Below are 25,214 nucleotides of genomic sequence, written 5' to 3' on the forward strand. Positions count from 1 at the left end.
TGGTGTGACGGTCGATCGTGGACGATTGGCTGCCAACGGCCTGGTGATCATGTGCCCGGGCCGCGCCGTTCACGGCACCCCACGCCGCCGACCGCGTCCTGCGCTCGCACCGGCGGCACGCACATCCCGTAGCAGTACGAGGAGCTGAACCACCGATGTCACCGCCCGTCACCCCCACGACGACCACCCCCGCCACCACCCCCCGCCGGCGCCGGCGCCCCGCCGCGGCGCTCGCGCTCTGCGCGCTCGTCGCCGCCGGCCTGCCCGCGCTCGCCCCCGCCACCGCCTGGGCCGCGCCCGGCGGACCGGCGGCTCCCGGCGCGGGCGGCACCGCCGCCGACCCCGGCCTGGTGCTCGACCGCCCCGGCGAGTCGGTCGTCACCCGGCGCGACGTCACCCCGATCGCCCCGGGGCTGACCATGACCGCCTTCGACCGGCTCGGCAGGAGCGGCTGGATCCGCGGCAAGGTGCTGGTCGCCGACCTCGCCACCGAGGGCCTGAGCGTCGACTACCTGTCGTCCGGCCAGGTGACGACCCGCCAGACCGTCACCGAGATGGCCCGGGGCGCCGGCGCGGTCGCCGCCATCAACGGCGACTACTTCGACATGAACGCCTCCGAGGCCCCGCTCGGCGTCGGCGTCTCCCGCGAGGACGGCCTGATCCACGCCCCCATCGAGGGCTGGAACCAGGCCGTGACCGTCGGCACCGACGGCCTGGCCCGGATGGCCGAGGTGTTCCTGGAGGGCCATGCCGCCCTGCCCGGCGGACGCGAGCTGACGCTCAACGGCGTCAACACCTACGGCCTGCCCGCCGACGGCGTCGGCCTGTTCACCCCGGCCTGGGGCAAGGCCTCCCGGGCCAAGGTCGCCGACGGCTCCTCGGAGGTCGTCGAGGTGGAGCTGCGCGACGGCCGGGTCACCGCCGTCCGCGACCAGCTGGGCGGCGCCGTGCCCGAGGGCGCCACCGTGCTGGTCGGCCGGGAGGCCGGCGCCCGCGCGCTGCGCGAGCTCAAGCCCGGCGACCAGGTCTCCACCGGCTACCGGCCGCGCGCCTCCTTCGGCGAGGTCGCGGTGGCGGTCGGCGGCTACCAGGTGCTGGTCCGCGACGGCGTCGCCATGCGGCCCGGCGAGAACGACGGCAACGAGCTCAACGCCCGCACCGCGGTGGGCTTCTCGGCCGACAGCAAGCGGATGTACCTGGTCAGCGTGGACGGCCGGCAGGCCGACAGCCCCGGCATCAGCCTGCCCGACCTGGCGGTGCTGATGCGCGACATGGGCGCGCGCAACGCGCTCAACATGGACGGCGGCGGCTCGGCCGCGATGGCCGCCCGGCTGCCCGGCACCGCGCAGGCGGGCACCGTCAGCAGCCCGTCCGACAACGGCGGGGAGCGCGCCGTCGCCAACGGGCTCGGCCTGTTCTCCGCGCCGGGCTCCGGCCAGGTCAAGGGCTTCCGGGTCCGCCCGGCGGAGTCCGTGGACACCGCGACCCGGGTCTTCCCCGGCCTGCACCGCACGGTCCGCGCGCTGCCGCACGACGAGGCCTTCGGCCCGGTGACCGGCGCCACTCCGCCGGTCCGCTGGTCGGCCGGCAAGGACACGGCCAAGGACACGGCCGAGGACGCCGCCAAGGACGCGTCCAAGGACGGCGCGGCGGGCAGCGGCACCGTCGAGGTCTCCGGCAAGGGCACCGAGGCCGTCGTCACCGGCCGCGTCTCCGGGCCGGCCGCCGTCACCGCCGCCGCCGACGGCGCCCGGAGCGGCACCCTGCCGCTGACCGTGCTCGGCGCGCCGGTGCGGATCACCGCCGGCACCGACCCGATCGGCCTGGAGAGCGCCGGCGCCACCGCGAAGATCGCCGTGACCGGCTACGACGCCCAGGGCCACGCCGCCCCGGTCGAGGCCGCGGACATCACCGTCACCGGCGGCGCGGGCGTGGTCGAGACCTCCACCGCCGAGGACGGCTCGATCGCCCTCAAGGCGCTCGCCGACGGCACCTCCGCCACCCTCAAGCTGACCGTGGGCGGCCTGGAGAGCGCCGTCGCCGTCACCGTCGGCATGACCGAGAAGCCGTTCGCCGACTTCTCCGACGCGGCCGCCTGGAAGTCCGGCAACGACCGCGCGCCCGGCGGCGGCGTCGCCCCGGCCGCGGGCCACGACGGCGGCAAGGGCCTGCGGCTGAGCTACGACTTCACCCAGTCGACCGGCACCCGCGGCCAGTATGCCATCGCCCCCGAGGGCATCGTGCTGCCCGGCCAGCCGCGCTCGATCTCCATGTGGATCGAGGGCGACGGCAAGGGCGCCTGGCCGCGCATCCAGTACCGCACCGCCGCCGGCGTCACCGCCAACCTGGACGCGCCGATGGTCACCTGGACCGGCTGGCAGAAGGTCGAGTTCCCGATCCCGGCCGGTGTGCAGTACCCGCTGACCTTCCAGCGGTTCCGGCTGATGGAGACCGGCGCGGCCCGGTCCTACAGCGGCGCGCTCACCCTGGCCGACCTGCGGGTCGAGGTGGCGCCGGACGTCGAACTGCCGGTGCGCCCGCGGGTCACCGACCCGGTGGTGCTCACCCACGGCACCGTGGACGGCAAGCCGCTGCGGGTCGCCGTGATGTCCGACGCCCAGTTCATCGCCCGGGCCCCGGAGAGCGACATCGTCCAGGCCGCCCGCCGCACGCTGCGCGACATCGCCGCCGCCAAGCCCGACCTGCTGGTCATCGCCGGCGACCTGGTCGACGAGGCGAGCCCGGCCGACTTCGCCCTCGCCCGCAAGGTGCTGGACGAGTTCGACCGGCTCACCGGCCGCAGCATCCCCTGGCACTACGTGCCCGGCAACCACGAGGTGATGGGCCCCGGCACCATCGACAACTTCAAGGCCGCCTTCGGCGAGACCAGCGAGGTCTTCGACGTCAAGGGCACCCGCTTCATCACCCTGAACAGCTCGCTCGGCTCCTTCCGGGCCGGCGGCTTCGACCAGATCGCCAAGCTGCGCAGCACCCTGGACGACGCCGCCAAGGACCCGTCGGTCACCGGTCTGCTGCTGTTCGACCACCACCCGACCCGCGACCCGCTGCCCGACCAGGGCAGCCAGCTCGGTGACCGCAAGGAGGCCGCCCTGGTCGAGCAGTGGCTGGCCGGCTTCCGCGCGGGCGGCAAGTCCGCCGCCATGGTCAGCGGCCACGTCGGCGCCTTCCACGCGAGCAGCGTCGACGGCGTCCCGTACCTGATCAACGGCAACTCCGGCAAGGGCCCGGCCGCCGAGCCGGACCGCGGCGGCTTCACCGGCTGGACGATGCTCGGCATCGACCCGGCCGCCGGCAAGGTCACCGACCCGTACGCGGTGCCGGACGACGCCTCGGCCTGGCTGCGCGCCGAGGTCCGGGCCCGCGCCGACGCGGTGCAGCTGACCGCCCCCGAGTCGCTCGGCCTGCTGGACACCGTGCCGGTCAGCGCGACCTTCACCCAGGACGGCGAGCGGACGGTGCCGGTCGCCTGGCCGGTCACCGCCCAGTGGGGCGGCCAGGGCGTGCACATCGGCCCGGCCGCCAAGGCCCCGCACGGCGCCGTCGCCGCGTACGACCCGGCCACCCGCACGCTCACCGGCCTGCGCCCGGGCGGCGCGACGCTGACCGTCACCGTCGGCGGCGTGACGGCGGAGCGCAAGCTCACCGTCGGCTCCGTCCCGGCGTGCACCACCACGCTGCGCGGCGCCCAGAAGAAGCTCGCCGTCACCTCCGGCGTCACCTGCCTGGACGGCGCGACGGTCACCGGCCCGGTGCTGGTCCAGCCGGGCGCGGCGCTGGTCGCCCACGGCGCGACCATCAAGGGCCCGGTCTCGGCGCGCGGCGCGGCGGCCTTCGTGCTGACCGACACCCAGGTCTCCGGCCCGGTCTCGGTGAGCGGCTCCACCGGGCAGGTCGCCCTGCTCTGGTCGACCGTCGACGGCCCGGCCCACCTGGCGCTCAACACCGGTGGCACCGCCGTCGCCGGCAGCACGGTGCGCGGTCCGCTGGACTGCTCCGGCAACACCCCGGCGCCCGGCAACGGCGGCCACGGCAACACCGTGAGCGGCCCGAAGGGCGGTCAGTGCGGCGCCCTGTGACGCCGCCGGCCCGTCCCTGCCCCCGGCCCGTGCGGCCGCCCCCGTCTCAACGGCGGGCGGCCGCACGGGCCTTCGGCGTTCCTGCGACGGCTCGGAGCCCCCGGAGCCCCTCGGTGTCCGCGCGGTCAGCCGGCCCGTCCGTCGTGGGCCTCCCGGTGGGCCAGCACCTCCGGCATGTTCTGCTCGGCCCAGTCCTTGATCGCCCGCAGCAACGGCAGCAGCCCGGCGCCGAGCGGGGTGAGGGCGTAGTCCACCCGGGCCGGGACGGAGGCGGTGACCGTGCGGGTCAGCAGGCCGTCGCGCTCCAGGCCGCGCAGGGTCTGGGTGAGCATCTTCTCGCTGACCCCGGCGAGGCGGCGGCGCAGGTCGCTGTAGCGCTGCGGGCCGTCGGCCAGGGCGTTGACGATCAGACTGACCCACTTGTCGCCGATCCGTTCCAGCAGCTGCCGGGCGGGGCACTCGGCGAGGTAGGCGTCGTAGTCGGCCCGGGCGGCCGAGCGGCGCTGGGCGGCGGTCGTGGTCGCCATCGGCTCTCCTCTCGGTGCGGTACGCACTCCCGGGTGCGTCCTTCCTTCCGGAGAGCAACTCTCCTTAGGTTGGGGGCCGTTGGCAAGCCCCGCCCGCGTTGGAGGCGGGCCCCGCTGGAAGGAGAGCGCGATGCGCGCCGTGGTCGTCCGCCGGTTCGGCGGTCCGGAGGTGCTGGAGCTGGTCGAGGTACCCGTCCCCGAGCCCGGCCCGGGCCAGGTACGGGTGCGGGTGGCCGCCGCCGGGGTCAACCCGGTGGACGCGGTGACCCGTGCCGGGGTGCTCGCGCAGGCGGGGCTGATGGCGCCGCGGAAGACGGTCGGGATCGGCTGGGACGTGGCCGGCACGGTGGAGCGGCTCGGCCCCGGGGTGTCCGGGTTCGCGGTCGGGGACGCGGTGATCGGGCTGCGCGACCGGCTGGACGTCCCGCTCGGCGCCTACGCCGACGCCCTGGTGCTGGACGCCGCCGCGCTCGCCCCCGCGCCGCCGGGCGTGCCGGCCGTCGCGGCGGCGACCCTGCCGCTCAACGGGCTCACCGCCGTCCAGGCGCTGGACCTGCTGGACCTGCCGGCCGGGGCGACGCTGCTGGTCACCGGCGCGGCGGGCGCGGTCGGCGGCTTCGCCGTGCAGCTGGCGGCGCGGCGCGGACTGCGGGTGGTCGCGACGGCGGACGAGCGGGACGCCGCGGCGCTGCGGGAGCTGGGCGCCGAGTGGCACGTCCCGCGCGGCGCCGCCGATCCGGCCGCCGAGGTGCGCGCGCTGGTGCCCGGCGGGGTGGACGGCGCGCTGGACACGGCGCTGCTCGGGGTGGCGGCGCTCGGCGCGGTGCGCAACCGGGGGTCCTTCGTCGCGGTGTCGGCGGGCGCGGCGCCGCCCGGGCTGCGCGGCATCCGGGTGGCCCACGTCTGGGTGGCGGCCGACGGCGCGGCGCTCGCCGGGCTCGCGGCGCTGGCCGCGCACGGGGAGCTGGCCCTGCGGGTGGCGGACACCCTGCCGCTGGAGCACGCCGGGTCCGCGCACCGCCGGCTGGCCCGGGGCGGTCTGCGCGGGCGGCTGGTCCTGGTGCCCTGAGCCGAGCGCGTGGTCCGCCGGGCCTCGGTGGCCTGGCATGATCGCAGGATGAACGACCGAATCATCGCCGCCTGTGACGGGGCGGCCAAGGGGAACCCGGGCCCGGCGGCCTGGGCCTACGTGGTGGCCGACGGTACGGGCGCGCCGCAGCGCTGGCAGGCCGGTCCGCTCGGGCACAGCACCAACAACGTGGGCGAGCTCACCGCCCTGGAGCGGCTGCTGACCGCCACGGATCCCGCCGTGCCGCTGGAGGTCCGGCTGGACAGCACGTACACCCGCGACGCGGTGACCAAGTGGCTGAAGGGCTGGAAGCGCAACGGCTGGAAGACCGCCGCGGGCAAGCCGGTGGCCAACCAGGAGCTGATCCAGCGGATCGACGGGCTGCTGGAGGGCCGGGAGGTCGAGTTCGTCTACGTGCCCGCCCACCAGGTGGACGGCGATCCGCTGAACGCCATCGCCGACAAGGCCGCCAGTGACGCCGCGCGCACCCAGGAGGCGGCCGGCGGGACCGCCGCCGACCTGCCGGTACCGGACCCGGTGGCGAGCTCCCCGGCCCGGACCCGGCGCGCCCCCGCCGCGGCGGCCGCCAAGCGCCGCCCCGCCGGCGGTTCCGGCGGTTCCGGCAAGGCGCCGACGCTCGCCGCCCGCTTCCCCGGCACCTGCCCGTGCTCCCGCCCGTACGCCAAGGGCGACAAGATCACCAAGGTCGGCAGCAGCTGGGGCCACCTGGAGTGCGCGGCCACGCAGTCCTGAGGCCGGCCCGCCGGCCGCTCAGGACGCGTCGGCGCCCCGGCCCGCCCGGCGGACCCGCAACCGGGCGACGGCGGCCGTCGGACCGACCGCGCCGCCGACCCCGAGCTCCGCGGCGCCCTCGGCGACCAGCCGGCCGAGGCCGGGGACCGTCCAGCCCCGCCCGTGGAGCACGGCCAGCAGCACCACGCCGCCGCAGCGCCCGACCAGCACCGTGACCACCACGGCCGCGCGGATGGGCAGTTCGTGCTCCGCCACGGCCGGATCGTTCGTCCCCCGCGTGTCCATGGCGGCGAGTCGCAGGTCGGAGACGCCCCCGGGCGGACCCCGCCGATCGGCCGCTTCGGCGGGCCGGGTCAGCGCCGGGTCAGCGCCGGGCGTGGTGGGTGTCGCCGACGTGCTCGCCGGTCTCGTGGTCGGGGAAGCTGACGGCGAGGGTGACCCGGTACTCGAAGACGTCGTCGCGGTGGCCTGGGACCCGTGCCCAGGCCAGGGAGTGCACTTCCGCCTCGGGCGCCTGCCGGCACCAGGCGGCGGCCTCCTCCAGGGCGCGGGCCGCCGACCGCCCGGTGCAGACCACCGCGGTGTACGCGGCCACCGAGAGGTCGCCGCCGCCCCGGCCGTCCCGGGAGGCGGACCGGACGGCGGCGGCCGCCCGGGTCAGGTCACGGGCGAGGTCGTCGACCACCCGGGGCGGCGCGGGCAGCACGGCCGGGGCCTCCACCACGGTCTCCGGCAGGTTGGTGCTCATTCTCAGGGCCTCCGTCCCTCTGGCATCCCCTTGGTCGCGCGCCCCGCCCCGTCCGGGATCCGCATGATCACGGCTCAGGATGCCGGGCCGCCGTTCCTGGCATGACCACTTTCACCAGAACGTCACCCGTCCGGGGAAGACGCCGTCCCGTGCTCGACACCGGCCCGGCGCCACTGGTATTGCGAGGTCCTCCGCATCCGGGCAGGTCAGCTCGGCCCGCCCCGGGCGCCGCCGGGAGCCCGGCCGCACGTGCGCGTACCACCCCCGTGCCCCGGACCGCCGTCCCGGGCGCCCGGGCGCGCCGGTCCCGCGACCCGCCGCCCGTGACCTGGCTGTCCAACTCCCGTAGCGTGAACGGGAAGTACCGAACCGCCCCGGACCGTAGGATCCTGCCACGCCGCCGTCCGCCGCACCGGCGGACGCCATCGGAGGGGGTTCCATGGACCGCAGGTCTCCGCTCACGTCCGTCCGCCGGTACGGCCGGCTGTCCGCGCTCGCCCTCGCGGCCGTCGCGGTGGCCGGCTGCTCCTCCTCGGGCGGGGGCTCGACGACGGCCGCCTCCGCGCCGCCGAGCACCGCGAGCAGCACCCCGGGCAGCCCCGCCGCGAGCAGCCCCGCACCGGCCACCACCAAACCGGCCACCACCGCGCCGCCCGCACCCGTCCCGACCGCCACCACCGCGCCGACCACCGCCGGCAACCGGCCCGAGGACGCCTGCACCCTGCTGGACTCCCCCCAGGTGATCGGCATCGTCGGCACCGGCGGGCCGTTCACCGGCACCCACTTCTCCCCGAAGGACGGCAAGCCGGTCTGGGGCTGCACCTGGGGCTCCCGGCAGTCCTACGCCGACATCCGGGAGATCGACCCCGCCCTGTTCACCTCGCTGCGGACCGACCCCGAGTTCACCGCCGCCCGGGTCCCCAGCAACGGTCAGGACGCCTACCTGCTCCGCCGCAAGGACGGCACCCGTCCCGAGGTGAACTTCCTCGCCGCCGACGGCCGCGCGTACTCCGTCGAGGTGGTCAAGGACCGCGGCCCGGGCGACGACGTCAACGCCGAGGCCGAGGCGGGGGCCGCCACCGAGCTCGCGCTCCTGCTCTCCAAGAAGATCTGACACCGGGCCGCGCCGCCGCCCGGCGCAGCCGGTTCCCCCCGGGGCGTGAACGGAACGGGCACGATGGTGCCGGGCGGATGCGGGTGCGAGACGGTCGTTCGCACAATGACGCCACGGCGCCGTTCTCCCGTACTCCCCCGACAGCCAAGGCGGATCGCATGAGCCGATCTCACCCACCCGCGCGCCCCACCGGACCGGCCTCGGCGCCGGGCTCCGCCGAACGATCCCCGGTCACCACCACGTCCGCCCGGCGAGCCCGGACCTCGCGGACCGCGGCGGCCCTGCTCTCCGGGCTGACCCTGCTCGCCCCGGCGCTCGCCGCCGGCGCGCTCGGCGGTTCCACGCCCGCCCGGGCCGACAATCCGACCGTCTCCGGCAACGCCCTGCGCACCGCCTGGGACGCCGCCGAGCCCGGACTCGCCCCGGCCAAGGTGTCCTCCGCGGACTTCGGCCGCCGCTGGTCCACCGCCGTGGACGGCGCGGTGTACGCCCAACCGCTGGTGGCCGGTTCGACCGTGGTGGTCGCCACCACGACCAACCACGTCTACGGCGTCGACGCGGCCGACGGACGGATCCGCTGGCAGCGCGCGCTCGGCACCCCGGTGGCCTCCTCCACCGCCTGCCTCTCCCCCGCCACCGGTGTCGTCTCGACGCCGGTCTACGACAAGGCGAGCGGGACCGTCTACCTGGTCTCGAAGTCCGACGAGAGGGGCGCGCACTTCTCGGTGCACGCCCTGGACGCCGGTTCGGGCGCCGAGCGCGCCGGCTGGCCGGTCGCCGTCCAGGGCTCGCCGGTGAACAGCCCCGGCGTGCCGTTCGACCCGGCCACCTCCGCCCAGCGGGCCGGACTGCTGCTGCTGGACGGCGCGGTCTACTTCGGCTTCGCCTCGGACTGCGGCGCCGGCACCTACGTCGGCACGGTCGCGGGCGTCGACACCGGTACCCGCGAACTCACCCTCTGGTCCACCGAGTCCGGCTCCGCCTCGCAGAACGCGGGCGTCTGGATGAGCGGCGGCGGCCTGGTCTCGGACGGCCCCGGGCGGATCTTCCTGGCGACCGGGAACGGCGCCGGCGAGGGCTCCTCCCCGCTGAAGGGCCCGGGCGAGCGGCCCGGCGGCCACTTCGCCGAGTCCGTCGTCCGGCTGGGCGTCAACAGCGACGGCAGCCTCGCCCCGCGGGACTTCTTCAGCCCCAGCGACAACCGGGCGATGGACCACGGCGACATCGACCTCGGCTCCGGCGGCCCGGCCGCCCTGCCGGCCGGCTTCGGCACGGCCGCGCACCCGCGCCTGATGGTGCAGGCCGGCAAGGACGGCCGGATCTTCCTGCTCGACCGCGACCGCCTCGGCGGCATGGGGCAGGGCCCGAACGGCACCGACGCCGTGGTCGGCACCACCGGCCCGTTCAAGGGCGTCTGGGGCCACCCGGGCGTCTGGGGCGGCGACGGCGGCTACGTCTACCTGGTCGAGAACTACGGCTCACTGCGTGCCCTCAAGTACTCGGTGAACGCCGCCGGGAACCCGCAGTTGACCAGTGCCGCGACCAGCCCCGAGGGCTTCGGCTACGCCTCCGGCTCCCCCGTCGTCACCTCCGACGGGACGGCCACCGGCTCGGCCCTGGTGTGGACGGTCTACTCGGGCACCGGCCCGGGCGGCCAGAACGGCGAACTGCGGGTCTACGACGCGCTTCCGGTCAACGGCGCGCTCAAGCTGCGGCGCAGCTTCGCGCTCGGCACGGTGACCAGGTTCTCGGTGCCCGCGACGGACGGCGGGCGGGTGTTCGTCGGCACCAAGGACGGCCACCTGCTGGCGTTCGGCCGCTCCGCCTGACACCGCGGCCGTCCCCGGCGTACACCTGACAGACCCCGCACGGCCCACTCGACACGGTATGGCCCGACCGGCACACTCGACACCGGTCTTCCCGCGCGGGTCCGGCCCGCGCGGGCCCGTCGCGTCACTCGTTCGAGCGCGATTGTCACGCGATCGCGCGGGTTGGACCGGCGGGCGGGCCGGGCGGCTCGTAGCGTCCTGCTCCAGGGGCCGCCGGGCCCCGGAACCCCCCGAACCCCCACTTCACCGAGGAGGGCAACTCCCATGAAGTCCACGCTCGCTCCCCAGCTCCCCGCCACCACCGCCGGCGCCGCGCCGTCCGCTCCGGCGGCCCCGGCCAAGCCCGTCTGGTCCGCTCCGGCGGTGGAGTGCCACCGCACCGGCGCCGAGGTCACCGCGTACGCCGCGCGGACCACTCGGTGACCCACGCCCCCACCAGCGCGTCGAGCCGCGAGGAGTTCGCGGCCAGGCTGTACGGCCTGCGGGGACGGTACTGGGACACCCACCCGTTCCATCTGCGCCTGCACTCCGGCGGCTGCACGCCGCCGGAGCTGCGGCGCTGGGTCGCCAACCGCTGGTACTACCAGCTGGTGCTGACCCGGAAGAACGCCGCGATCATCGCCAACTGCCCGCTGCCGGAGGTCCGTCGGGAGTGGACCCGGCGGCTCGGCCAGCAGGACGGCCCGCACGAGGGCGAGGGCGGGCTGGCCGACTGGCTGGTGCTCGCCGAGGCCGTCGGCCTGACCCGGGCCGAGGTGCTGGACGAGCGGCACGTGGCGCGCGGCGTGCGCTTCGCCGTCGACGGCTACCTGCGCTTCTGCCAGACCCGCCCGTGGACCGAGGGGGTGGCGGCGGCGCTGACCGAGATGTTCTCGCCCGACCACATGGCGGAGCGCGTGGTCGCCTGGCGGAAGCACTACGACTGGATCGACCCGGCCGGCTACGCCTACTTCGAGCACCGGATCCCCGACGCCCGCCGGGACAGCGCGCGGACCCTGGACCTGGTGCTGGACCACTGCGTGACGGCCGAGCAGCAGCGGGCCGCCGTGGACGCGCTCGCGTTCAAGTGCGAGGTGCTGCGCGCGATGCTCGACGCCGTCGACTACGGGCCGGAGACCGCGGCCACCGCCGGCACCGCCGCACCGGTGGGGACCGCGGTTCCCGCCGGGACCGCCCGGTGAACGCCGCACCCGCCGCCGCGGCCCCCGGGCTGCGACGCGGGGTGCGGCTGGTCGAGGACCCGGTCCGGCAGCAGGCCGCCCTGCTCTACCCGGAGGGCGTGCTGCTGCTCAACCCGACCGCCGCCGCCGTGCTGCGGCACTGCGACGGCGGGCGCGACGCCGCCCGGATCACCGCCCGGCTCGCCGAGGAGTACGAGGGCGTGGACGCCGGCCAGGTGCTGGCGCTGCTGGCCGACCTCGCCGAACGCCGGCTGCTCACCCTCGACGGCACCGGATCGCCGGCCGACCCGTACCCGGCCGCCGGACTGCCCGGCGCCGCCGCCGGGAAGCGGGCGCCGGCCCCGCTCGGCCTGGTCGCCGAACTCACCCACCGCTGCCCGCTGCAGTGCTCCTACTGCGCGAACCCGGTGGAACTGATCCGGCAGCGCGACGAGTTGGACACCGAGCAGTGGCTTCGCGTCCTGGACCAGGCACGCGGCCTGGGGGTGCTGCAGGTGCACCTCACCGGCGGCGAACCGCTGCTCCGCCGCGACCTGGCCACCATCGTGGCGCACGCCCGCGAGCTGGGCCTCTACACCAACCTGATCACCAGCGGACTGCCGCTGGACGCCGAGCGGGCCGCCGAGCTCGCCGCGGCGGGCCTGGACCACGTCCAGCTCTCCGTCCAGGACGCCGATCCGCTGCGGGCCGACGCCGTCGCCGGGCTGACCCGGCTGACCGGCCCCACCGGCCACGCCCGCAAGCTCGCCGCGGCCGCCCTGCTCACCGGCGCCGGCCTGCCGCTCACCGTCAACGCGGTGCTGCACCGCGGCAACCTCGCCCGGCTCGGCGCCATCGCCGACCTCGCCGTCGACCTGGGCGCCGACCGGGTCGAACTGGCGCACACCCAGTTCTACGGCTGGGCCTGGGTCAACCGGGCCCGGCTCGCGCCCGGCGACGAGCAGGTCCGACGGGCCGAGCGGGACGTCGCCGAGGCCCGGGCGCGGCACGGCGACCGGATCGAGATCACCCATGTGGTCGCCGACCACCACGGCGGCACCGCCAAGCCGTGCATGAACGGCTGGGGGAACGAACAGCTGGTCGTCGCACCGGACGGCGCCGTGCTGCCCTGCCTGGCCGCCGCCCAGCTGCCGGGCCTGACGGTGCCGAACGCGGTCACCGACGGGCTGGCGGCGAGCTGGCACGACTCGCCCGCCTTCAACCGGTACCGCGGCACCGACTGGATGCCCGAGCCGTGCCGCAGCTGCGAACTGCGCGAGCAGGACTTCGGCGGCTGCCGCTGCCAGGCCTACCAGTTCACCGGCGACCCGGGCGTCACCGACCCGGCGTGCCGGTTCTCGCCGCACCACCACCTGGTGCGGGAGGCGGCGGAGCCGTCGCCGGAGCCGACAGCGGAGCCGGTTCCGCGCCGGTTCACGGCAGCCGTGCCGCCACTCCCGCCCGTGCCACCCGTGCCGCCCGTCCCCGACCCGGCGTGAGGAGCCCGCGCTGAAGATCCGGATCCTCGGCACCGCCGCCGGCGGCGGCCTGCCCCAGTGGAACTGCGGCTGCACGGGCTGCGCCACCGCCCGCCGCACCGGCGCCGTCCGCGCCCAGGACTGCCTGGCGATCAGCGCCGACGGCGCCGCCTGGTACCTGGTCAACGCCTCCCCCGACCTGCGCTCCCAGCTGCTCGCCGCCCCCGAACTGGCACCCCCGCCGGGCACCCGGGCCACCCCGCTGCGCGGCGTCCTGCTCACCAGCGGCGAACTGGACCACGCCCTGGGCCTGGTGACCCTGCGGGAGGCTGCCGAGCTGACCGTGCACGCCACCGCGCCGGTCCGCACCGCGCTCCACGAGGCGTTCCCGGTCGCCCCGCTGCTGGCCCCCTACACCAAGGCGCACTGGCACACCGTCACCGCGGGCCGGCCCGTCGAACTGGCCGGCGGGCTGGTCGCCGAGGCGCTGGCGCTCGGCGGCAAGCGCCCCCGGTACGCCGCCGACCCGGCCGGCCTCCCGGCGGGCGACCCGGCCGGCGAACGGGCGGACTGGGTGGTCGGCTACCGCTTCACCGAGGCGGGCGGCCGGGCCCGCGCGGTCTACGCACCCGGCCTCGCCGCCTGGACGCCCGCCCTGGACCGGGCGGTGGCCGACGCCGACGTGGTGATCCTGGACGGCACCTTCGCCACCGACGACGAACTCGCCGAACGCACCGGCGGCGCCCGCACCTCGCGCGGCATGGGCCACCTGGCGGTCGCCGACTCGCTCCCCCACCTGGCCCGCCGGCCGGGCCCGCGCTACCTCTACACCCACCTCAACAACACCAACCCGCTCGCCCACCGGGGTTCGCCGGAGGCCGCCGCCCTGGCACCGGCGCTGGCGGCGGCGGGCGCGGCCGTCGCCGAGGACGGGACGCTGCTGGAACTCTGACGCCTCCCCGGGCCCGGGCCCGCCCCGCCCCGCCCCGCCCCGCCCGGCTGACCGTGTCCGGTCGAACCCGTCCACCGTCCGTTCACCGAACGGTGGCGCCCGGTACCGCCCTTCGCCACCAGGGGCGTGTCGGATCGTCGTGATACTAATCATTCCGATAAAAGAACAGTCACGCACCGGCAGGCACGATGGTGACAGCCCGTCCGTTCCCCCGGGGACCGGACGGTGACGGGAGGGGCACGGCATGGTGAGCAGGAACAGCGAGGCCACGCGGGACGGCGGGAAACCCGCCGCGGCCGGGGCACGGCAGGGGGGCCGGCCGGCCGGCCGCCGGCTGCGGCTCGGCAAGCGGGTGACCGGGATGCTGGCGGTGTTCACCGCCCTCGCGGCGCTGACGGGTTCGCAGACCGGCCTCGGCTTCTCCCCGGTCGCTGCGGCGGGCACCGCGGACACCCTGCCCGGCCGGGCCTCGGTGGGCGGCGCGGCCGACGGCAGCACCGCCTCGCCCCTCCTCCCCCGCACCGACGGCATTCCCGGTGTCCCCGGCACGCTCGGCATCGCGCCGGTCGACGGCGGCGGCACCCTGCCGCTGGCCCAGCCGCCGCTCGCCCCGCTCACCTCGCCGTTCGCCGACCCGCTGCGCGGCGGCCCCGCCCTGCCGCAGACGGTCTTCGCCGCCTACCGCAAGGCCGAGGCGGCGCTCGCGCTGCGCTCGCCCGGCTGCCACCTCCCCTGGCAGCTGCTCGCCGCGATCGGCGAGGTCGAGTCCGGCCAGGCCGGCCGGGGCGCGGTCGACGCCGCCGGCACCACCTACCGCCCGATCCTCGGCCCAGTGCTGAACGGCGCCGGCTTCGCCGCGATCGCCGACACCGACGGCGGCCGCTACGACGGCGACGCCGGCTGGGACCGCGCCGTCGGGCCGATGCAGTTCATCCCCTCCACCTGGGCCTCCTACGGCGTGGACGCCAACGGGGACGGCAAGGCCGACCCGAACAACATCTTCGACGCCGCCGAGGCGGCCGGCCGGTACCTGTGCGCGGGCGGGCGCGACCTGTCCGACCAGGCCCAGCTGGACCGGGCGGTGCTCGGCTACAACCACTCCTCCGAGTACCTGCGCACGGTCCGGAACTGGATGGCGCACTTCGGCAACGGCAGCCCGGTCACCACCCCGGACCGGCCGGGCACCCCGACCCCGCTCGCCCCGCTGCTGCCGGTCACGCCGCCGAGCCCGCTCGCGCCGGTGACGCCGGGCGCGGGCACCGGCCCGACCACCACGACGCCGTCCGGAACCCCGTCCACCACGCCCACCGGCACCCCGAGCGGCGCCCCGTCGCCGAGCCCGACGCCCTCCGGCTCGCCCTCGCCCTCCGCCTCGCCCTCCGCATCCCCGTCCGCGAGCGCCTCGCCGTCGGAGCAGCCGAGCACCACGCCGTCCGGCAGCGCGAGCCCCAGCGCGACCGCGACCCCGACCGGCACGCCCACGACGCCGACCACGACGCCGTCGGGCACCCCGACCGGGACCCCGTCGACGAACCCGACCGGCACCCCGAGCGCCACGCCGACGGAGACGCCCACGGAGACGCCCACCGGCTGCGCCACGCCGACGGGCGCCCCGACCGGGACCCCGAGCGCGAGCGCGAGCCCGTCCGCGAGCGCGAGCCCGTCGGCCACCCCGAGCGCGACGGCCACCCCGACCGGCCCCGGCTGCCCGACGCCGGCCACGACGCCTTCGGGCGCGCCGTCGGCGGCTCCGTCCGAGACCGCCGGCCCGAGCTCCTCGCTCTCCCCCTCGGCCGCCGCCCCCTCGGCGCGCTGACCTGCCCCGGCGGCCACCCTCGGCACGGCTCGGCCCGTCCCCGGTTCGTCCGGGAGACGGGCCGACGCATGCGCGGGCGACCGCCCGTCAGCCGCCCTCCGGCTCGCCGTCCCCGAGGTCCTCGCCGTCCTCCCCGTAGACGATGCCGGCCGCGCGGTCGCGCTGCTCCTGCACCCGCAGCGGCACGTCCGGGTCCCAGTCCGAGGTGCGGGGCAGCTCCGGCCCGTCCGGCCCGAGGCGGACCACCGGCTCGACCCGGACCAGCCGGAAGCGGCGGTGGGCGGCCCGCACCTCGACGGCCCGCTCGGCGTCCAGCCGGTCGGCGGCCTCCGCGTACCGGGCCAGCTCCTCCGCGCCGAGGTCCGGGTCCAGGCGGGGCGCGAACTCCCGCAGATAGGCGGCCAGGCTGTCCCGCGCGCCCTGCGGGGTCTCGCAGGCGCCGGTCATCGGCCCCCAGCGGCCGTCCCGGTGCTCCGCGACGGCGCAGTGGGCCGGCAGGACCATCACATTGGGGTAGAGGTGCGAGGCGAGCCGGGCCTCGGCCCGGACGTCCTCCGGGATGAACCGCCCGGTCGGCACCAGCGCCGTCATGTCCAGCCGCAGGATCCCGTCGACCAGCGTGACGCCGGCCGCCGGGTCGATCACGAAGCCCGCCACCCGGGAGGGCAGCCGGTGGGCCTGGCCGACGGGGGCCGGGTCCGGGTCGGTGGGGCGGGGCGGCTCGATGCCGTCCGGGCCCGAGCGCAGCACCTGCTCGGCGCGGAAGACCCGGTAGTCCCGGCCGGCCACCGAGATCTCGTCCAGCGCCTCCCACTCCAACCGCTCGTAGGCCGCGGTGTAGGCGGCGCGCTCCGCGTCGCCGAGGGTCCGGGGGGCGGCGAGTGGCGTGCCGGGCTCGGCCAGGGCCCAGGCCCGGAAGGTGTGGCCGAGGTCGTCCCGGGCCGCCTGCGGGGTGGTGGCGTGGAAGTGGAGGATCCGCCAGGCGCCCGTCCCGGTCCGCTCCAGGCTGCCGAAGACCGGCGGCATCATCATCAGGTCCGGGTACTTCTCCCGGGCTGCCCAGGCCTCCAGGCCGGCCACCGCCGCCACCGGGTCGTCGGTGTGGGTGACCCGGATCGTGAGGTGTTCGGGCAACTGCGCGGAGTCATCGTCCATGCGGCCAGTGGTAGCGGACCCGCGAAGAGCGCCGCAGGGTAATCGCGGAACTCCACCCGACCGGGCAGAACCGCTTCCCGGACCGGCCGGCCGGGGTGCCGGCCGGCCGGTCCGGGACGCCGTCAGAGGTGCTTGACCAGCTCCGGCATGAGGTCCTGGAAGGTGCGTCCGCTGGCCGGCTGCCCGATCGCGGTCATCTGCCAGCCGCCCGCCGAGCGCTGCACCTTGGCCATGATCTGCGCGGTGTACGCGCCGCCGCCGGTGAGCGTGTAGCGGGCCAGCTCGGTGCCGGTCTGGGTGTCGACCAGCCGGCAGAAGGCGTTCTCGACCTCCTGGAAGGTCTGCCCGGTGAACGAGTTGACGGTGAAGAGGATCTGGTCCACCTCGGCCGGTACGGAGGCGAGGTCGACGGTGATGGTCTCGTCGTCCGTCGCGTCCCCGGCGCCGCCGGTCAGGTTGTCACCGCTGTGCCGCACCGAGCCGTCGTTGCTGGTGAGGTGCTGGAAGAAGACCACGTCGACCGGCTTGCCCGCGGCGAACAGCACCGCCGAGGCATCCAGGTCGATGTCCTGACCGGCGAACAGCTTCGCGAGGAAGCCCTTCTTCTGCACGGCGCGCCAGCCCAGGCCCATCCGCACCACGCCCAGTCGGCCTCCGCCCGGCTTCTCCAGGCTCAGCTTCTGACCCTTCGCCAGCGAAACGCTCATCGCGCCCTCCTCGTTGCTCACCTGCGCGCCTCGAATCTACAGCACTGTAGATCTTTCCCGCGCCCCGCGTACGCCCTCGTCCCGGGACACCTGCATACCCCGCGGGCGCGCCCGGGAAGCGGATCCCCCGCCGCCGTGGCTCAGACCGACCGCTCCAGACGGACCAGCGCGTCGACGGCCTCGGCGTCGCCCACCGGACGGCGGACCCGCTCGGCGCGCACGGTGCGCAGCCCGGCGCCGGCCAGGTCAGCCAGGACGTCCTCGGGGGTGAAGAGCACGGCCGGGTCCTGGGGGCCGCCGGTGCCCTCGGTCAGGTTGCCGGAGTCGTGGCCGACCACCAGCAGGGTGCCGCCGGGGGCGAGGGCCCCGGCGGCGCGGCGCAGCGCGGCCCGGCGGTCCTCGGCGGGGAGCTGGAGGTAGGCGACGAGGACCAGGTCGTAGCCCTCCGGCGGGGCCTCGACGGCGCGGGCGTCGCCGTGCCGCCAGGTGAGGCGGTCGGCGACCTCGTCGGGCAGCGCGGCGGTGAGCCGTTCGGCGCGGCCGAGGGCGACGGTGGAGAAGTCCAGGCCGGTGACCTCCCAGCCCCGCTCGGCGAGCCACATGCTGTTGCGGCCCTCGCCGGCGGCGAGGTCCAGGGCGCGTCCGGGGGCGAGCCCGGCCAGTTCGCGGACCACCCAGCGGTTGGGCTCGGTGCCCCAGACCAGCTCGCTCGCGGCGTAGCGGTCGTCCCAGGCGCGGCTGTCCATGACCCGTTCTCCGTTCGACGCGGGACCTCTCGGGAGGCCACCGTACCGGTCCGGCGCGCGTCGCACCGGTCGTGCGGCCGCCGACGGTCCGCCCACCGGACACCCTTGACGGCGAATATTGGTCCAGTCCAATCTGTGATGTCGTGACCGCGACGGCCTCCGGGCCGGCCGGCGCCGCACATCCGCACGCCCTGCCGCATCCTGCCCTGCCGCACGTGTACACCCGACCGCGCGCCCCCACAGCGCCCGGTCCGGCTCCCCCGGCCCACCCCGGGCCATCGCACCGCCGGAACCCCCACTCCTCCGGAGGACCACCGCATGCACGACCGTGTCATGTCCGCGCGCCCCGCCGAGCGCCGGAGCGTAGCTCCGCGCCGCCGGGCGCTCGCGCTCGCCCTGGCCGCCACCCTCAGCACCGGCAGCGCCGCCCTGGCGCTCTCCTTCAACAGCGCCTCGGCCGCCGCCGTCAACCTGCTCGGCAACGCCGACCTCGAGACCGGCACCCTGGCCGGCTGGACCTGTGCCAACGGATCGGTCGTCACCACCCCGGTGCACGGCGGGAGTTACGCGCTCAACGGCGCCGCCTCGGCGTCCGACACCGCGCAGTGCCAGCAGACCGTCGCCGTCCAGCCGAACACCACCTACACCCTGGCCGGCTGGGTCCGCGGCAGCTACGTCTACCTGGGCGCGACCGGAACCGGCGTCAACGCCCAGACCTGGGCGCCCAACGCCACCGGCTGGACGCAGCTGAGCACCACCTTCACCACGGGCGCGAACACCACCTCGGTGAACGTCTACACCCACGGCTGGTACGGCACCGGCGCGTACCAGGCCGACGACCTCAGCCTGACCGGCCCGGCCGGCCCGACCGGCACGGCCAGCCCGACGGCGACCAACAGCCCCACCGCGACCAGCAGCCCGACCGCGACGAACAGCCCCACGGCCACCAACAGCCCGACGGCCACCAACAGCCCCACCGCGACCAACAGCCCGACGGCGACCAACAGCCCGACCGTGACGCCCACCGCCACCTCGACCGGGACCGGCCCCACCGGGGACGGCAAGGTCACCACCCCGACCGGCGTGACCGTCACCAAGGTCACCCACAACGCCGTGGTCCTCAAGTGGCAGCCGTCCACCGCGACCGCCGGCGACGCCCCGGTCGCCTACAAGGTGTACGCGGGCGACCAGCTGGTGGCCACCTCGATGGGCACCTCGGTGGCGGTCAGCTCGCTGCTGCCCACCCGCGGGTACACCTTCACCGTCCAGGGCTACTCCGGCACCCACGCCTCGGCCCAGTCCGCCCCGGTGAACACCACCACCGCCGCGGCGCCCGCCAACAGCCCGTTCCGGGCGGCCTACTTCGACCAGTGGGGCGTCTACGAGAACGCGTACCACGCGAAGAACGTCGACACCAGCGGCGCGGCCGGCAAGCTGGACGTCATCAACTACGCGTTCGCCAACATCCACCCGACCAACCTGACCTGCTTCCAGGCGGTCAAGGCCTCGGACTCGGCGAACGAGAACAACCCGAACGCCGGTGACGGCGCCGGTGACGCCTACGCCGACTACCAGGCCGACTACAACGCCGCCACCAGTGTGGACGGCACCGCCGACACCTGGGAGCAGCCGGTCAAGGGCAACTTCAACCAGCTGCGCCAGCTGAAGGCGAAGTACCCGAACCTGCGGTTCACCATCTCGCTCGGCGGCTGGACGTACTCCAAGTACTTCTCGGACGCGGCCGCCACCGACGCCTCGCGCAAGAAGTTCGTCTCCTCCTGCGTCGACATGTTCCTCAAGGGGAACCTGCCGGCCAACGTCGCCGGTGACCCGGCGGGCGGCGCGGCCTCGGCGGCCGGCCTCTTCGACGGCGTCGACATCGACTGGGAGTACCCGGGCTCGGCCGGCGGCCACACCGGCAACCACTACTCCCCCGCCGACAAGCAGAACTTCACCCTGCTGCTGAAGGAGTTCCGCACCCAGCTGGACGCCCTCGGCAACGCCCAGGGCAAGAAGTTCCTGCTGACCGCGGCGCTGCCCAGCGGCCAGGACAAGATCGCGCAGCTGGAGACCGACAAGATCGGCGCCTACCTGGACTACGCCGACATCATGACCTACGACATGCACGGCGCCTGGGACGCCAAGGGCCCGACCAACCACCAGGACCCGCTGCACGACAGCCCGGCCGACCCGACCACGCCGATCACCCCGGGCAACCGCAAGTACAACGTCGACACCACGCTGGCGGCGTACACCACCGGCCTGCCGGAGTACGGCATCTCGGGCGGCTTCCCGGCCAACAAGATCGTGCTGGGCGTGCCGTTCTACTGGCGCGGCTGGACAGGTGTCCCGGCCGGGAACAACTTCGGCCTGTACCAGAGCGCGACCGGCCCGACCCCGGCCAAGCCGCTGAGCGCGGAGGCCGGCCTGGCCGCCTGGAAGGAGCTCAACGCGACCGCCGCCAACACCCACTGGGACCCGGTGACCGAGTCCTCCTGGGTGTACGACGGCACCAACTTCTGGACCGGTGACACCCCGCAGGCCGTCCAGGCCCGCGGCGCGTACGCCAAGAGCAAGGGCCTGGCCGGGATGTTCGCCTTCTCCCTGGAGAACGACGACGCCTCCGGCACCATGCTCAACGCGATGAGCAGCAGCCTGAACTGACGCCCTGACGCCCGCGTCAACGGCCCCGGTGGGCCGGCCGGTGGTGGTGCACCGGCCGGCCCACCGGGGCCAAGGAGGTTCTGCGGGGCCTGCGGGGCCTGCGCGGCCCACGGATCCACGGCGTCGGCTCAGTGCTCCGGCACCGGGTCGACGCCGCCGCCGCGCCGGGCCGCGCCCGGGCGGCAGCGCAGCAGCCGGCCCGCGGTGAGGCGGGCGCCGCGCAGCGCGCCGTGCCGGTGCAGCGCCTGGACGGCGTAGGTCGAGCAGGTCGGGGTGTACGGGCAGCAGGCCGGACGCCCGGGGCTGATCTCGGTCCGGTAGTGGTGCACCGCGCCGTACAGCACCCCGGCGGCCAGGCCGCGCGGCGGGGGCGCGGCCGGGTCCGTGCGCTGCGCCGCCACGCGCCGCGTCCGGCCGCCGCCGAGGGCGAACCGGAGGCCGGCGGCCATCATCACCGGGAAGAGGGCGAGCAGGCAGGGGCCGTCGCACCCGCCGCCACCGCCACCACCGCAGCCGCCACCACCGCCGCCGCCGCTGCAGCCGGACGGGAGGCAGTCCTCCGGGTCGTTGTCCTTCTTCTTCTGCTGCCCGTGCCTGCGCAGGTACGCCTTCCACTCCTGCTGCCGGCGCTTGCGCCGGCGCCGTTCCTCGGCCGGCAGCCACCACCAGGCGCGTCCAGGGTCCTGGGTGGTCGGGAACTGTTCGCCCTGGGAGGGCTCTTGACGGGACAACGCTGGCGGTTCCTCTCGGCGCACGCACGCCGGGGCCGACCCCCAGCGGCTCGATCAGACTATCGGAGGCCGCGGGGACCAGCCCCGGGAGGAACGTTCAGGCGCTCAGTCGCTCCCGCCACCCAGGTGCGGGAACAGGTCGGTGAACGTCTGGGTGGTGACCGAGACGCTGCGGCCGAAGGGGTCGTCGAAGTCCCAGATGAGGAACAGCAGGAAGGCGATCAGCGCGCTGAACGCACCGGCCAGCAGCAACTCCCGCCGGGAGCGCCGGATCTGCAGGGCGAACACCATGCCGACCGTCACCACCGCCCCCACGATCAGGCCGAACCAGACCACCCCCGGCATGGTCGGGCCGGCGTTCTGCCCGCGCGCGTTGCGGGCGTCGTCGGCGATGCTGATCCGGTCCATGATCGGCTGGTAGGCCTGGGCCTCCAGGTCGGAGACCGGGGCGCGGGTCGCGACGTCGGTGCGCAGCTTCTCCAGCAACTCGGTGCCCCGCTCGGAGATCTCGCCGTGCTCGCGCATGTACGTCCACTCCACGTCCACCACGTAGGAGACGTAGGCGTCGACGTCGGCGCGGACCTGCTCCCGGAACTCCACCGGGTAGATCTGCGCCCGCTCGCTCACCTCGTGCAGCGACTGCGCCTCGCGGAAGACGTCGTCCTGCGCCACGCCGCGCGCCTCCCAGACACCGGCGATGGCGAGGCCGAGCACGATCGCGTAGACCACCCCGATCATCATCGTCATGTACTCGATGACGTCGGGCGTCTCGTCGGTGTCCTCGTCCGCACCGGCGCGGCGGTGCCTCAGCAGCACCACCGCCACCACGACGGCGCCGGCCGCCAGCATGGCGATGGCCAGCGCCAACCACTCGGACATGGGAACTCCTTTCTCGGTCGGGGATCGACAGGGTCGATCGAAAACAGTCGGGACCGTTCGTCGGGCCGGGTGCGGTCCGACGAACGGGAAGCGAAGGGGGAACGGGAAGGGGGAACGGGAAGGGGAAGGGAAGACAAGGGAGACGGCGTCAGGAGCCGCTGGACCCGACGGACCCGCTCGATCCACGGGAGCCGCCGCCGGCGCGACCGGCCCGGCCGCGTGGCCGCAGGGCCGCCGCCGCGAGCACGGCGGGCACGGTGACGACCAGCATGGTCCGGGTCTGCGAGCCGCCGTGGTGCCGCTCCGGTGCTTGGACGGGCGGGGCCTGCGGGACGGGCCGCAGCGTCGGGGCCGGGCGCACCGGGCCGGGCGCCGGGGGCGTCGGCACCGCGCTGGGCGGCGGCGTCGGCGCGGGCGGTTCGGGCGCGGGCACCGGGGGCGGCGGGACCACCGGCGCGGGCTGCGGGGTCGCCGGTCTCGGCGGCGGCGTCGGGGTGGGAGCGGGGGCCGGCGGCCGGGGCGACGCGGGCGGCGGGGTGGGCCGTGGCGTGGGCGACGGCGGAGCGGGCGGCGCCGGCGGCACGGGAGCCGGACTCGGTGGCGGCGTCGGCACCGGCGCGGCGGTGGGGGTGGGCGTCGGCGTCGGCGTCACGGTGGTGCTCGGGGTGGGCGTCGGCGTAGGCGTGGGAGTCGGCGTCGCGGTGGGCGTCGGCGTCGGCTTCGGCGTGGGGCTCGGCGACGGGCTCGGCGACGGGCAGGGGTGGTGGTGCGTCGGCTTGGGCGGCCAGGGCTTGGTGGGCCACGGCTTCGGGGGCTTCGTCGGCGGGTGCGGGTGGTGCAGGATGCCGGAGAGGTCGACGCCCACGCCGACCGCCACGTCCACGTCCACCTCGACGTCCACGCCGTCCCGCCCGACCCCGACCGCGACGCCCGCCCCGGTGTGGACGCAGGTCTCGACGACCGGCCCGGGCGGCCACCCGCCGCCGTGCTGGGCCCCGGTGGGACGGGCCGCGGCCGAGCCGCTCACCAGCGCGCAGAGCGCCGCCACCCCGGCGGCCGCGCCGGCCAGCCGGATCCGCCGCGCGCGCGGGCCGGGGACACCGGGCCCGGCGGCGACGGTCGCCCGGCTCCGGCCCGCCGTCACGACGACCCGTCCATCGGTATCCGCCGGGGCGGCTGGGGCTGCGGCATGGGCTCCGTGCACCTCTCGTGTCGGCAGGAGGTCGGCCGCGCCGGGAGGGGGCCGACACCGGACGGCCCGCCGCAGGGGCGGGCCGTCCGGTATCCGGTTGAACGATCATGCGGTGGACCGGTTACGCCCGGCCCGGGGCGAGCCCTCCGGGGACGGCCCGCCCGAGCGGCGCCTAGCGGCGCCCGTGCGCGATCTCGACGTTCTCCAGCACACCCACCGCGTCCGGAACCAGGATCGCGGCGGAGTAGTAGGCACTCACAAGGTAGGAGATGATCGCCTTCTCGTCGATCCCCATGAACCGGACGGAGAGGCTCGGCTGGTACTCGTCCGGGATGCCGGTCTGGTGCAGGCCGATGACGCCCTGGTTGTCCTCGCCGGTACGGATGACCAGGATCGAGCTGGTGTTCTCCTTGCTGATCGGGATCTTGTTGCACGGCAGGATCGGAACACCGCGCCACGCCGGCACCTGCTGCCCGCCGAGGTCGACGTGGTGCGGGTAGAGCCCGCGCGCGTTCAGCTCGCGGCCGATCGCGGCGATGGTCCGCGGGTGGGCGAGCAGGTAGTCGGGGTCACGGCGGCGGTTGAGCAGCTCGTCCAGGTCGTCCGGGGTGGGCGGGCCGGAGTGGGTCTGGATCCGCTGGTCGAAGTCGGCGTTGTTGAGCAGACCGAACTCCGGGTTGTTGACCAGCTCGTGCTCCTGGCGCTCGCGCAGCGCCTCGATGGTCAGCCGCAGCTGGTGCTCGGTCTGGTTCATCGGCTGGTTGTAGAGGTCGGCGACCCGGGTGTGCACCTTGAGCACGGTCTGGGCGACGCTCAGCTCGTACTCGCGCGGCTTGAGCTCGTAGTCCACGAAGGCGCCGGGGAGCTGGTACTCGCCGTGGTGGCCGGCCGACATCGCGATCTCGGCCTCGCCGCGCTCGTTCTGGGCCTGGAGCGGCAGCGCGAGGAAGGCCTCCAGGTGCTGCTGCAGGGCGGGCGAGTTGTCGCGGATCTGCTCGAAGTCCCGGCGCGGCAGCGACAGCACGGTACCGGCGGTCACCGTCTTGGCGGTGAACTCCCAGACGGCGCCCGGGTCGAGCACCGCGTGCTCGCCGAAGCGGTCGCCGTCACCGAGGACGCTGACCACCGTCTCGTCACCGTACTTGCCGGTGCCGATCTGGTTGATCTTGCCGTGCGCGATCAGGTAGATCCGGTCCGCGGGCTCGCCGCGCTCGGCGAGCACCTCGCCGGGACCGAAGTCGCGCTGCTCGCAGCGGTCGGCCAGCGCGGTGAGCACCTCGTCGTCCTCGAAGCCGCGCAGCAGGGCGAGCTCGCCGAGCTCCTGCGGGATGACCCGGACCTCGGAACCGGTCTTGATGAACTCGACCCGGCCGTCGCCGACGGTGTAGGTCAGGCGACGGTTGACCCGGTAGGCGCCACCGGCGGCCTGCACCCAGGGCAGCACCTTGAGCAGCCAGCGGGAGGTGATCTCCTGCATCTGCGGTGCGGACTTGGTGGTCGTCGCAAGGTTGCGGGCAGCGGCCGTCGTCAGGCTGGACTGCTGGGCCACCTGCGGTGTCTCCGGGGTGGTCGTCTCCACGGACATCGGCAGGGATCT

General features: G+C 75.7%; 21 protein-coding genes. 11 read left to right on the forward strand and 10 right to left on the reverse strand.

Annotated elements, in window-relative coordinates; translation table 11 throughout:
• Nucleotides 1-155: 155 nt before the first annotated feature.
• A complete protein-coding gene (locus ABTX81_RS27570; protein ID WP_350550702.1) occupies nt 156-4,097 on the forward strand; it encodes a phosphodiester glycosidase family protein in 3,942 nt (1,313 codons plus the stop codon).
• Between the two features lie 125 nt (nt 4,098-4,222).
• Here the strand turns inward: ABTX81_RS27570 and ABTX81_RS27575 are convergent, their stop codons facing one another.
• Nucleotides 4,223-4,624, reverse strand: a complete 402-nt coding sequence (locus ABTX81_RS27575) for a winged helix-turn-helix transcriptional regulator (protein WP_350550705.1) — start codon at nt 4,622-4,624, stop codon at nt 4,223-4,225.
• Between the two features lie 130 nt (nt 4,625-4,754).
• Between ABTX81_RS27575 and ABTX81_RS27580 the strand changes: the two genes are divergently transcribed.
• Both ABTX81_RS27580 and ABTX81_RS27585 read left to right on the forward strand, forming a co-directional pair.
• Nucleotides 4,755-5,693: an NADP-dependent oxidoreductase gene (locus tag ABTX81_RS27580; protein ID WP_350550708.1), complete on the forward strand. Its 939-nt coding sequence runs from the start codon at nt 4,755-4,757 to the stop codon at nt 5,691-5,693.
• 48 nt (nt 5,694-5,741) lie between these two features.
• On the forward strand, nt 5,742-6,446 hold the full coding sequence (locus ABTX81_RS27585) for a ribonuclease H family protein (RefSeq protein ID WP_350550711.1): 705 nt from the start codon (nt 5,742-5,744) through the stop codon (nt 6,444-6,446).
• Between the two features lie 18 nt (nt 6,447-6,464).
• On the opposite strand, the gene ABTX81_RS27590 is transcribed toward ABTX81_RS27585, so the two are convergent.
• Both ABTX81_RS27590 and ABTX81_RS27595 read right to left on the reverse strand, forming a co-directional pair.
• Nucleotides 6,465-6,701, reverse strand: a complete 237-nt coding sequence (locus tag ABTX81_RS27590) for a hypothetical protein (RefSeq protein ID WP_350550715.1) — start codon at nt 6,699-6,701, stop codon at nt 6,465-6,467.
• 109 nt (nt 6,702-6,810) lie between these two features.
• On the reverse strand, nt 6,811-7,194 hold the full coding sequence (locus ABTX81_RS27595) for a hypothetical protein (protein WP_350550718.1): 384 nt from the start codon (nt 7,192-7,194) through the stop codon (nt 6,811-6,813).
• A gap of 439 nt (nt 7,195-7,633) precedes the next feature.
• Here ABTX81_RS27595 and ABTX81_RS27600 point away from each other — a divergent pair, with 439 nt between their 5' ends.
• From ABTX81_RS27600 to ABTX81_RS27630, 7 genes are all read left to right on the forward strand, one after another.
• On the forward strand, nt 7,634-8,308 hold the full coding sequence (locus ABTX81_RS27600) for a hypothetical protein (RefSeq protein WP_350550721.1): 675 nt from the start codon (nt 7,634-7,636) through the stop codon (nt 8,306-8,308).
• Nucleotides 8,309-8,466: 158 nt separating this feature from the next.
• A complete protein-coding gene (locus ABTX81_RS27605) occupies nt 8,467-10,137 on the forward strand; it encodes an outer membrane protein assembly factor BamB family protein (RefSeq protein ID WP_350550723.1) in 1,671 nt (556 codons plus the stop codon).
• A 264-nt stretch (nt 10,138-10,401) separates the two neighbouring features.
• The gene (gene pqqA, locus ABTX81_RS27610; RefSeq protein WP_350550726.1) at nt 10,402-10,560 is read left to right on the forward strand and encodes a pyrroloquinoline quinone precursor peptide PqqA; all 159 of its coding nucleotides are present in this window, start codon (nt 10,402-10,404) and stop codon (nt 10,558-10,560) included.
• Entirely contained in the window at nt 10,557-11,318 is a 762-nt protein-coding gene (pqqC, locus tag ABTX81_RS27615; RefSeq protein WP_350550728.1) for a pyrroloquinoline-quinone synthase PqqC, read from the forward strand. The genes pqqA and pqqC overlap by 4 nt, the downstream gene beginning before the upstream one ends.
• The gene (gene pqqE / locus ABTX81_RS27620) at nt 11,315-12,796 is read left to right on the forward strand and encodes a pyrroloquinoline quinone biosynthesis protein PqqE (RefSeq protein WP_350550731.1); all 1,482 of its coding nucleotides are present in this window, start codon (nt 11,315-11,317) and stop codon (nt 12,794-12,796) included. The genes pqqC and pqqE overlap by 4 nt, the downstream gene beginning before the upstream one ends.
• 22 nt (nt 12,797-12,818) lie before the next feature.
• A complete protein-coding gene (pqqB, locus tag ABTX81_RS27625; protein WP_350550798.1) occupies nt 12,819-13,727 on the forward strand; it encodes a pyrroloquinoline quinone biosynthesis protein PqqB in 909 nt (302 codons plus the stop codon).
• A 244-nt stretch (nt 13,728-13,971) separates the two neighbouring features.
• Complete coding sequence (locus ABTX81_RS27630; protein ID WP_350550733.1) at nt 13,972-15,543, forward strand: lytic transglycosylase domain-containing protein; 1,572 nt, start codon at nt 13,972-13,974, stop codon at nt 15,541-15,543.
• Nucleotides 15,544-15,630: 87 nt separating this feature from the next.
• Here ABTX81_RS27630 and ABTX81_RS27635 read toward each other — a convergent pair whose 3' ends face one another.
• From ABTX81_RS27635 to ABTX81_RS27645, 3 genes are all read right to left on the reverse strand, one after another.
• The gene (locus tag ABTX81_RS27635) at nt 15,631-16,698 is read right to left on the reverse strand and encodes a DUF5954 family protein (protein WP_350550735.1); all 1,068 of its coding nucleotides are present in this window, start codon (nt 16,696-16,698) and stop codon (nt 15,631-15,633) included.
• Nucleotides 16,699-16,820: 122 nt separating this feature from the next.
• Nucleotides 16,821-17,405 carry a TerD family protein gene (locus ABTX81_RS27640; protein WP_350550738.1) on the reverse strand — a complete coding sequence of 195 codons (585 nt, stop codon included), beginning with the start codon at nt 17,403-17,405 and terminating at the stop codon, nt 16,821-16,823.
• Between the two features lie 140 nt (nt 17,406-17,545).
• Entirely contained in the window at nt 17,546-18,151 is a 606-nt protein-coding gene (locus tag ABTX81_RS27645) for a class I SAM-dependent methyltransferase (protein WP_350550742.1), read from the reverse strand.
• A 318-nt stretch (nt 18,152-18,469) separates the two neighbouring features.
• Between ABTX81_RS27645 and ABTX81_RS27650 the strand changes: the two genes are divergently transcribed.
• The gene (locus tag ABTX81_RS27650) at nt 18,470-20,815 is read left to right on the forward strand and encodes a glycosyl hydrolase family 18 protein (RefSeq protein WP_350550745.1); all 2,346 of its coding nucleotides are present in this window, start codon (nt 18,470-18,472) and stop codon (nt 20,813-20,815) included.
• A 128-nt stretch (nt 20,816-20,943) separates the two neighbouring features.
• Here the strand turns inward: ABTX81_RS27650 and yidD are convergent, their stop codons facing one another.
• The 4 genes from yidD to ABTX81_RS27670 all read right to left on the reverse strand — a co-directional run bounded on the left by yidD (nt 20,944) and on the right by ABTX81_RS27670 (nt 25,202).
• Nucleotides 20,944-21,546: a membrane protein insertion efficiency factor YidD gene (gene yidD, locus ABTX81_RS27655; protein WP_350550748.1), complete on the reverse strand. Its 603-nt coding sequence runs from the start codon at nt 21,544-21,546 to the stop codon at nt 20,944-20,946.
• A 105-nt stretch (nt 21,547-21,651) separates the two neighbouring features.
• Nucleotides 21,652-22,425, reverse strand: coding sequence for a bestrophin-like domain (locus ABTX81_RS27660; protein WP_350550751.1), 774 nt, complete (start codon nt 22,423-22,425; stop codon nt 21,652-21,654).
• 148 nt (nt 22,426-22,573) lie between these two features.
• Nucleotides 22,574-23,569 (reverse strand): hypothetical protein, encoded by a 996-nt coding sequence (locus tag ABTX81_RS27665; protein WP_350550754.1) that lies wholly within the window; start codon nt 23,567-23,569, stop codon nt 22,574-22,576.
• A 220-nt stretch (nt 23,570-23,789) separates the two neighbouring features.
• Nucleotides 23,790-25,202 carry a family 2B encapsulin nanocompartment shell protein gene (locus ABTX81_RS27670; RefSeq protein ID WP_350550757.1) on the reverse strand — a complete coding sequence of 471 codons (1,413 nt, stop codon included), beginning with the start codon at nt 25,200-25,202 and terminating at the stop codon, nt 23,790-23,792.
• Nucleotides 25,203-25,214 lie beyond the last annotated feature (12 nt).

The organism is Kitasatospora sp. NPDC097605 (assembly GCF_040302725.1).
GTDB lineage: Bacteria > Actinomycetota > Actinomycetes > Streptomycetales > Streptomycetaceae > Kitasatospora.